The following is a 9043-nucleotide window of genomic DNA, read 5'->3' as shown; positions in this document are numbered from 1 at the left end:
ACGAGAGAAGCGGTGGAGTAGGTGGTGTCCTCGGAAGGCCCGTAGAGGTTGTAGAGCTTCCGCACCGTGGGCACGGCGTAGACCTGCTTGGCGAGTGTCTCCGGCAGGGCTTCACCGGCGAGGTTGATGACACGCACGGAGGGAGGCACGGCGCCCAGGCGCAGCAGTTGCGCCATGGCGGAAGGGACGGTGTTGACGAGGGTGACGAGCGAAGCGGTGGGTAGCTCCGCCAGGTGCAGGGCGTTGCGAGCCACCACCACCGCACCACCACTGCACAACGGGGCGAAGAGCTCGAAGACGGAGAGGTCGAAGTTGAGGCTCGTGGCGGCGAGGGTGCCCTTCAAGTCCTCCGGGGAGAAGGTCTCCAGGGCCCAGTGGAGGAAGGAGACGGCGTTGCCATGGGAGATGGCGACGCCCTTGGGGCGGCCGGTGCTGCCGGAGGTGTAGATGAGGTAGGCGAGGTGGCCGGGGTGGATGGCCACGTCCGGTGACGCCGTCGGCTGTCTGGCCAGCTCGGAGTCCGAGTCGAGGCACACGGGCGTGGCGGAGGTTTCTGGCAGGGCGGCAAGCAGGTGGGAGTGGGCGACGAGGGCAGGGCCCTGGGCGTCCTCCAGCAGCCAGCCGAGGCGCTCACGCGGGTAGCTGGGGTCGAGGGGGACGTAGGCACCACCGGCCTTGAGGATGCCGAGGGCGCCGATGAGAAGGTCCTCGGAGCGCTCGACACAGAGGCCGACGCGGACTTCGGGCCCGACGCCGAGGCCGCGCAGACGGTGGGCCAGTTGGTTGGCCTTCGCGTCCAGCTCCCGGTACGTCAGCTGCCGCTCGGGGGTGATGACGGCGACGGCGTCCGGCGTGCGGTGCACCTGGGCCTCCACCATCGCGGGGATGCTGGACTCACGAATCGTCGGTGCCGTCTCCGGGTTCCACTCGACGAGCAGTTGATGGCGTTCGGCGTCGGTGAGCAGCGGCAGGTCGCCCAGCCGGGTGTCGGGCTGCTTCGCGATGGCCTCCAGCAGGGTGCTGAAGTGAGCGGCCATGCGCTGGATGGTGGCGGCGTCGAAGAGGTCCGTCGCGTAGTCGAACGCTCCCGCGAAGCCATCCGGGCCCTCACGCAAGCCCAGGGAGAGATCGAACTTGGCGAAGTGCGCCTCCAGCGGGAGGGACTGGAAGGAGATGCCCGGCAGGCGCAGCGCCTCGGTGGGCGTGTTCTGCAGGACGAACATGGCCTGGAAGAGCGGGCTGCGGCTCAGGTCGCGTACAGGCTGCAAGGCTTCGACGATCTTCTCGAAGGGGACGTGCTGGTGGTCGTAGGCCGCGAGCGTCGTGTCGCGCACCTGCGCCAACAGCTCGCGGAACGTCGAGCGGGGGTTCAGCTGGGCGCGCAAGACGAGCGTGTTGACGAAGAAGCCGATGAGGCCTTCGGTCTCCGCCTGGGTGCGGCCGGCGATGGGAGTGCCCACGCTGATGTCGTCTTGAGCGGAGTAGCGTGACAACAACACCTGGAAGGCCGCCAGCAGCGTCATGAAGGGTGTGGCCCCTTCACGCTGAGAGAGCACCTTGAGCGCGTGAGCAACCTCCGAGGAGATGCTTACGTCCACCGTGGCGCCCCGGTGCGACTGCACCGGAGGCCGAGGATGGTCCGTGGGCAGCTCCAGGGCGGCCGGGGCGCCGGAGAGCTGCTGCTTCCAGTAACCCAGTTGCGCCTCCAGGGTCTCCCCCTGGAGCCAGTTGCGCTGCCAGGCCGCGAAGTCCGTGTACTGCACGGGCAGCGGAGCCAGCGTCGGCGTGGTGCCGGAGGAGAAGGCCGCGTAGAAGGCAGCCACCTCCCGCACGAGCACGCCCATGGACCAGCCGTCGGAGACGATGTGGTGCATCGTCACCAGCAGCAGGTGCGACTCGTCAGTCAGGCGCACGAGGGTGCTGCGCAGCAGCGGGCCCCTGGCGAGGTCGAACGGCCGCCGCGCCTCTTCGTCCGCCAGCCGCCGCGCCTCCTCCTCACGCAGCGCCTCCGGAGAGGCGGAGAGGTCCACGAGCGGCAGCGTCCACTCACCAGCGGCATGGACGGTCTGGAAGGGCTGGTCCTGGTGCTGGTGGAAGGTGGTGCGCAGGGCCTCATGGCGCTGGAGGAGGGACTGGAAGGAACGGCGCAGGGCCTCGACGTCGAGGCGCCCGGTGAGCTGGAGGGCGGTGGGGATGTTGTAGGAGGCATCCCCGGGCTGGAGTTGATCCAGCAGCCACAGGCGCTGCTGGGCGAAGGAGAGCGGAACCGGGCCGCCATGAGTGGCGAGGGGGAGCTTCGGCGCAAGGGAGCTCGCGCTTCCGTGGAGCCGTCCGGCCAGGGCCTCCACGGTGGGGGACTCGAAGAGGGCGCGGAGTGGCAGCTCCACTCGGAAGGTGGAGCGCACGCGGGAGACGAGCTGGGTGGCCAGCAGGGAGTGGCCGCCGAGCGCGAAGAAGTCGTCGAGGATGCCCACGCGCTCCACGCGCAGGACCTGGGAGAAGAGGGCCGCGAGCTGCTCCTCTTCGGGAGTGCGGGGTGCGACGAAGGAGGAGGCGGGAGCGGTGCCCTGGGGCGCGGGCAGGGCCTTGCGGTCCACCTTGCCGTTGGTGTTCAGCGGCAGGGACTCCAGCACCAGCAGCGCGGAGGGCACCATGTACTCGGGCAGGTGCTGCTTGAGGAAGGCACGCACCTCCGTGTCATCGAGGGACTGGCCAGCCTCGGGGACGAGGTACGCGACGAGCCGCTTGTCTCCGGGCACATCCTCACGGGCGAGGACGACAGCCTGATGCACGGCGGGATGCCGCAGCAGGCAGGACTCGATCTCGCCCAGCTCGATGCGGAAGCCGCGGACCTTCACCTGGAAGTCGGCGCGGCCCAGGTAGTCGAGCATCCCGTCCGCGCGCCAGCGCACCACGTCGCCAGTGCGGTAGAGGCGTGCACCCGGGGAGGAGGAGAAGGCATCCGGGATGAAGCGGTCGGCCGTCAGCTCGGGACGGTGGAGGTAGCCGCGAGCGACGCCCTCGCCGCCGATGAAGAGCTCCCCGGCGACCCCGACGGGGACGGGGCGCAGCGTCTTGTCCAGCACGTAGGCACGGACGTTGGGCAGGGGCTTGCCGATGGTGGGGGTGGAGGAGGCGTCGAAGGCGCAGGCGGTGGCGTCGACGGTGCACTCGGTGGGGCCGTAGACGTTGAAGACGCGAGGACGCGGAGCCTGGGCCAGGTGGCGCCAGGTGGCGGGGTCCATGGCCTCACCACCGACGAGGACGCGGCTGGGAATGGCGGTGCGCTCCAGCAGGCCCTCATCCACCAGCAGGCGCAGGTGGGCCGGAGAGCAGTCGAGGACGTCCAGCGCGTCCTGGCCGATGCGCTTCACCAGCTCGCCGACGTCGGCGCGGGCCTCATCGGGGACGATGCAGAGGGTGTGGCCGTCGAGCACCTGGACGAGCTGCTTGACCGACGCGTCGAAGGAGAGAGGCGCGTTGACGCTGACGCGCTCCCCCGGCCGGGCCTCCGCGTGGACGGTGGAGGCGAGGGCTGCACGCAGGTTCAGCACGGAGCGGTGCTGGATCATCACGCCCTTGGGGCGGCCGGTGCTGCCAGAGGTGTAGATGATGTAGGCGAGGTGCTCCGGCGAGACGGAGGTGGAGGGGGCGTGGGAGGGCTCGCGAGAGAGGAACTCGGAGTCGGAGTCGAGGAAGAGGGTGTGTGCGGAGTGAGGTGGCAGGGAGTCGCGCAGGCGCTGCTGGGTGAGGACGAGCGGGGCGGCGGTGTCGGCCAGGACGTGGGCAAGCCAGTCACGGGGGTAGCTGGGGTCGATGGGGACGTAGGCGCCGCCGGCCTTGAGGATGCCGAGGATGCCGACGAGGGCCTCGACGGAGCGCTCCACGCAGAGCACGACGAGGACGTCGGGGCGGACGCCGAGCTTCACCAGGCGGTGAGCGAGCTGGTTGGAGCGGACGTCGAGCTCGCGGAAGGAGAGGTGCTGGTCGCGGCAGATGACGGCGAGGGCGTCTGGGGTGAGGAGGGCCTGGGCGGAGAAGGCGTCATGGAAGCAGAGGTCGCGAGGGAAGTCCGCGCGGGGGCCGCTCCAGTCGACGAGGAGCTGCTGGCGCTCCGGAGCCGTGAGCAGGGGGAGGCTGGCGAGCGACGAGTCGGGCTGCGCGGCGATGGCCTCCAGCAGCACGCCCAGGTGGCCCGCCATGCGCTGCACGGTCGGGGCCTCGAAGAGATCCGTGGCGTACGTCAGGCTTCCGACGAAGCCCTGGCTGGACTCCGCCAGCGTCAACGTCAGGTCGAACTTGGAGGTGCTCGAATCCACCGGGACGTTCTGGAAGGACAGGCCCGGCAGACGCAGCGCCTCCGTGGGCGCGTTCTGCAGGGAGAACATCGCCTGGAAGAGCGCGCTGCGGCTCAGGTCGCGCGAGGGCTGGAGGACCTCCACCAGCTTCTCGAACGGCAGGTGCTGGTGCTCATAGGCCGCGAGCGTCGTGCCGCGCACCTGCGCGAGGAACTCACGGAAGGTCGCGCGCGGCTCCACCCGGCCGCGCAGCACCAGCGTGTTGACGAAGAAGCCGATGAGCCCTTCCGTCTCCGCGTGGGTGCGGCCCGCGATGGGCGTGCCCACGCTGATGTCGTCCTGGCCGGAGTAGCGCGACAACAGCAGCTGCCACACCGCGAGCAGCACCATGAAGGGCGTGGCGCCCTCCTGCTGGGCCAGGGCCTTGAGGGACTCGGAGAGCTCCGCGGAGACACGCAGGTCCACCGTCGCGCCCCGGCGTGACTGCACCGGTGGGCGCGGGCGGTCCGTGGGCAGCTCCAGCGCGGCAGGCGCGCCCGCGAGCTGCTGCTTCCAGTAGCCGAGCTGCGCGTCCAGGGCCTCGCCCTGGAGCCAGCCCCGCTGCCACATCGAGAAGTCCGCGTACTGCACGGGCAGCGGAGCCAGCGTCGGCGTGGTGCCGGAGGAGAAGGCCGCGTAGAAGGCAGCCACCTCCCGCACGAGCACGCCCATGGACCAGCCGTCGGAGACGATGTGGTGCATCGTCACCAGCAGCAGGTGCGACTCGTCGGTCAGGCGCACCAGGGTGCTGCGCAGCAGCGGGCCCCTGGCGAGGTCGAACGGCCGCCGCGCCTCCGTGGCCGCGGCGCGCTGGGCCTCCTCTTCACGCCGCGACTCCGGGAGCGTCGTCAGGTCGATGAGGGGCAGCTCCCAGCCGGAGGGCTCCTGGATGCACTGCGACGGCTCCTCCTGGGCCGCGGAGAGCGTCGTGCGCAGCGACTCGTGGCGCTCCACCAGCGCTTCGAAGGCGCGGCGCAGCGACTCCATGTCCACCTGGCCCGTCAGCCGGAGCGCGATGGGGATGTTGTACGAGATGTCTCCCGGCTGGAGCTGATCCAGCAGCCACAGGCGCTGCTGGGCGAAGGACAGCGGAACGACGCCGTCGCGCGGCATGGGCCGCAGGGGCGGTCCCCGGAGCGCGGCGGACCGTGCATCCGCGAGCTTCGGCGCGAGCGCCTCGACGGTGGGTGCCTCGAAGAGGGCCCGCAGCGGCAGCTCCACACGGAACGTGGAGCGCACGCGCGAGACGAGCTGCGTGGCCAGCAGCGAGTGGCCTCCCATGGCGAAGAAGTCGTCCCGCACGCCGATGCGCTCCACCCGGAGGATCTCGGCGAAGAGCGCGGCCAGCTGCTCCTCGGTGGGGGTGCTCGGCGCGACGTAGTCGGCGCTCCGCGGCGCGCTTCCAGGCTCCGGCAGGGCCTTGCGGTCCACCTTGCCATTGGCGTTGAGCGGCAGCGCGGCCAGCACCACGAAGGCCGACGGCACCATGTACTCCGGCAGCCGCTGCTTGAGGCTCGCCCTGAGGGCGTCGGGCGTCAGCGAGTGGCCCGCGCGCTCGGTGACGTAGCCCACGAGGCGCTTGTCCACACCGGTGCCCCGGGCCACGACGACCGCTTCGTTGACGCCGGTGGTGGCGCGCAGCGCGGCCTCGACCTCACCCAGCTCGATGCGGAAGCCACGCACCTTCACCTGGAAGTCAGCGCGGCCCAGGAAGTCGATCGTGCCGTCCTCCCGCCAGCGAGCCTGGTCTCCCGTGCGGTAGAGGCGCTCGCCCGGCGTGGCGGCGAACGGGTGCGGGACGAAGCGCTCCGCGGTCAGGTCCGGACGGTGCAGATAGCCCCAGGCGAGGCCCGGGCCGCCGACGAAGACCTCGCCGGCGATGCCCACCGGCACTGGGTGCAGGCGCGCGTCGAGCACGTAGACCGTGGAGTTGGACAGCGGTCGGCCAATGGGGATCGCGCCCTCCTCGCTCGCGCCGTGCCGCAGCGTGAAGGTGGAGGAGAAGGTGGTGTTCTCCGTGGGGCCGTAGCCGTTGACGAAGGTGGCCCCTTCCGGGATGCGGGCGAGGTGCTCGCGCACGCGGTCCGCGGGCGCCACGTCGCCACCGGAGAGGAGCTGCCGCACGCCCGCGAGCGCCTCGCCCTGGTGGAGGACCATCTGCTCGAAGAGCGCGGTCGTGAGGAACGTCGAGCTGATCCGGTGCTGGCGCAGCAGGGCGGCCAGCTCCTCCAACGAGAAGGCGTGGGGCGGCGCGAGGACGAGCTTCGAGCCGTGGAGGAGTGCGCCCCAGATTTCGAGGGTGGAGGCGTCGAAGGCGATGGGCGCGGCATGGAGCCAGACTTCGTCGGGCCCGAAGCGCATGAAGGAGCTGCCGAGCACCAGCCGGGAGATGCCGCGGTGAGGCACGCAGACGCCCTTGGGGCGGCCGGTGCTGCCGGAGGTGAACATGACGTAGGCGAGGGCTTCACCATCCACGCGGACCTCCGGCGCGTGCGTGGGCCGCGTGGCGATGACCTCGCGCTGCTCATCCAGCCACACGCGCGCGCCGGTGGCGGGCAGCAGGGACGCGAAGGGCTGGTGGGTGATGATGAAGTGGACGTCGGCGTCCTCCAGCAGGGAGGCGATGCGGTCCACTGGGGCGTTGCGGTCCACGGGGACGAAGGCGGCGCCCACCTTGAGGATGGAGAGGAGGGCGGTTACCAGCTCGAAGGAGCGCTCGAGGGCGAGGCCGACGCGAGCGCCCGGGGCAATGCCGAGGGCGAGCAGGTGATGGGCGAGCTGGTTGGCGCGGGAGTCGAGTTGGGCATACGTCAGGGTCGAGTCCCCCAGGACGAGGGCCACGGCGTCGGGCGTGCGCTGGGCCTGCCGGGCGAAGTGGACGTGGACGGGGACGTCGGTGGGGCAGGCGACAGCGGTGTCGTTCCACTCCACGAGGACGCGCTGCCGCTCCTCAGGGGAGAGGAGGGGCAGCTCGGCCACGGGCTGCTCGGGCTTCGCGGCCACGGCCTCCAGCAGGGTGTGGAGGTGGCGGGCCATCCGCTCGATGGTGCTCCGCTTGAAGAGGGCGGTGCTGTACTCCAGCAAGCCCACGAAGCCCTGGGGCGTGTCCTGCATCCCCAGGTTGAGGTCGAACTTGGCGGTGCGCCCTTCGGTGAGCACCTGCTGGAAGGTGAGGCCGCGAACGCGCAGGTCCCCCGCGGGGGCGTTCTGGAGCGCGAACATCACCTGGAACAGCGGGCTGCGGCTCGTGTCCCGCACGGGCTGGAGGACCTCCACCAGCTTCTCGAAGGGGACGTGCTGATGCTCGTAGGCCGCGAGCGTCGTGCCGCGCACCTGGGCGAGCAACGTCCGGAACGAAGCCTCCGGCGTCACGCGCGCGCGCAGGACGAGCGTGTTGACGAAGAAGCCGATGAGGCCCTCCGTCTCCGCCTGCGTGCGGCCCGCGATGGGTGAGCCCACGGTGAGGTCTTCCTGCGCGGAGTAGCGCGACAGGAGCACCTGGAACGCCGCGAGCAGCACCATGAAGGGCGTGGCGCCCTCGCGCTGGGCCAGGGCCTTGAGCGCGTCGGACGTCGCCTGGGAGACCTGGACGGAGATGGCCGCGCCCTGGTGGGACTGGATGGCCGGCCGCGGATGGTCGGTCGGTAGCTCCAGGGCGAACGCCGCGCCCGCGAGCTGCTGCTTCCAGTAGCCCAGCTGCGCGTCCAGCGTCTCTCCCTGGAGCCACTGGCGCTGCCGCTCCGCGAAGTCCGCGTACTGCACCGGCAGCGGGGCGAGCGCGGGCGTCTGCCCGGCGCTGTAGGCCTCGTAGAAGGCCACCAGGTCACGGACGAGCACGCCCATGGACCAGCCGTCGGAGACGATGTGGTGCATCGTCACGAGCAACAGGTGGTCCTCGTCCCCCAGCCGCACCAGCGTCGTGCGCAGGAGCGGGCCCCGCTCCAGGTGGAAGGGTTGGTTCGCCTCCCTGGAGATCCGGCGCAGGGCCTCGGCTTCGCGCTGCACGTCGGGCAGCGAGGCCAGGTCCACCTGGGGCAGCGTCCACGTGTCCGGCGCGTGGATGTGCTGCGTGGCCTGTCCTTCATGCTCGTGGAAGGTCGTGCGCAGGGATTCGTGGCGGGCGACCAGGGACTCGAAGGCGCGTCGCAGCGACTCGACGTCCACGGGCCCCTTCAGCCGGAGCGCGGTGGCGATGTTGTACGACGCGTCCCCCGGCGTGAGCTGATCCAGGAACCAGAGGCGCTGCTGGGCGAAGGAGAGCGGAATGGCTCCCGAGCGTGACGCGGACCGGAGGGGCGGCGCCTCCCAGAGCGCCGCCGGCCGAGAGTCGGTGAGCTTCAGCGCGAGAGCGCCCACGGTCGGTGCATCGAAGAGCATCCGAAGGGGCAGCTCCCGCCCGAGCGTGGCCCGCACGCGCGAGACGAGCTGCGTGGCCAGCAGCGAGTGGCCTCCCAGCGCGAAGAAGTCATCGTGGAGACCCACCTGCTCCACCCGGAGGACCTCGGCGAAGAGGGCCGCGAGCTGCTTCTCGGTGGCGGTGCTCGGCGCGACGTAGGCGGCAGTGCGCGAGGCCTCCTCCGGCTCTGGCAGGGCCTTGCGGTCGACCTTGCCGTTGGCGTTGAGGGGCAGGGCGTCGAGCACGAGGAGGGAGGAGGGGACCATGTACTCGGGAAGCCGCTGCTTGAGGTGCGCCTTGAGGGCATCCG

General features: G+C 70.9%; 1 protein-coding gene. It reads right to left on the bottom strand.

From position 1 onward, the window contains the following. The coding region (locus U8525_RS33945) for an amino acid adenylation domain-containing protein (RefSeq protein WP_374270890.1) at positions 1-9043 on the bottom strand (9043 nt) is incomplete at both ends.

Source organism: Corallococcus sp. RDP092CA (assembly GCF_041903675.1).
GTDB lineage: Bacteria > Myxococcota > Myxococcia > Myxococcales > Myxococcaceae > Corallococcus.
The sequence above is the reverse complement of the archived record's forward strand: the minus strand, read 5'-3'. Positions and strand labels throughout refer to the sequence as shown.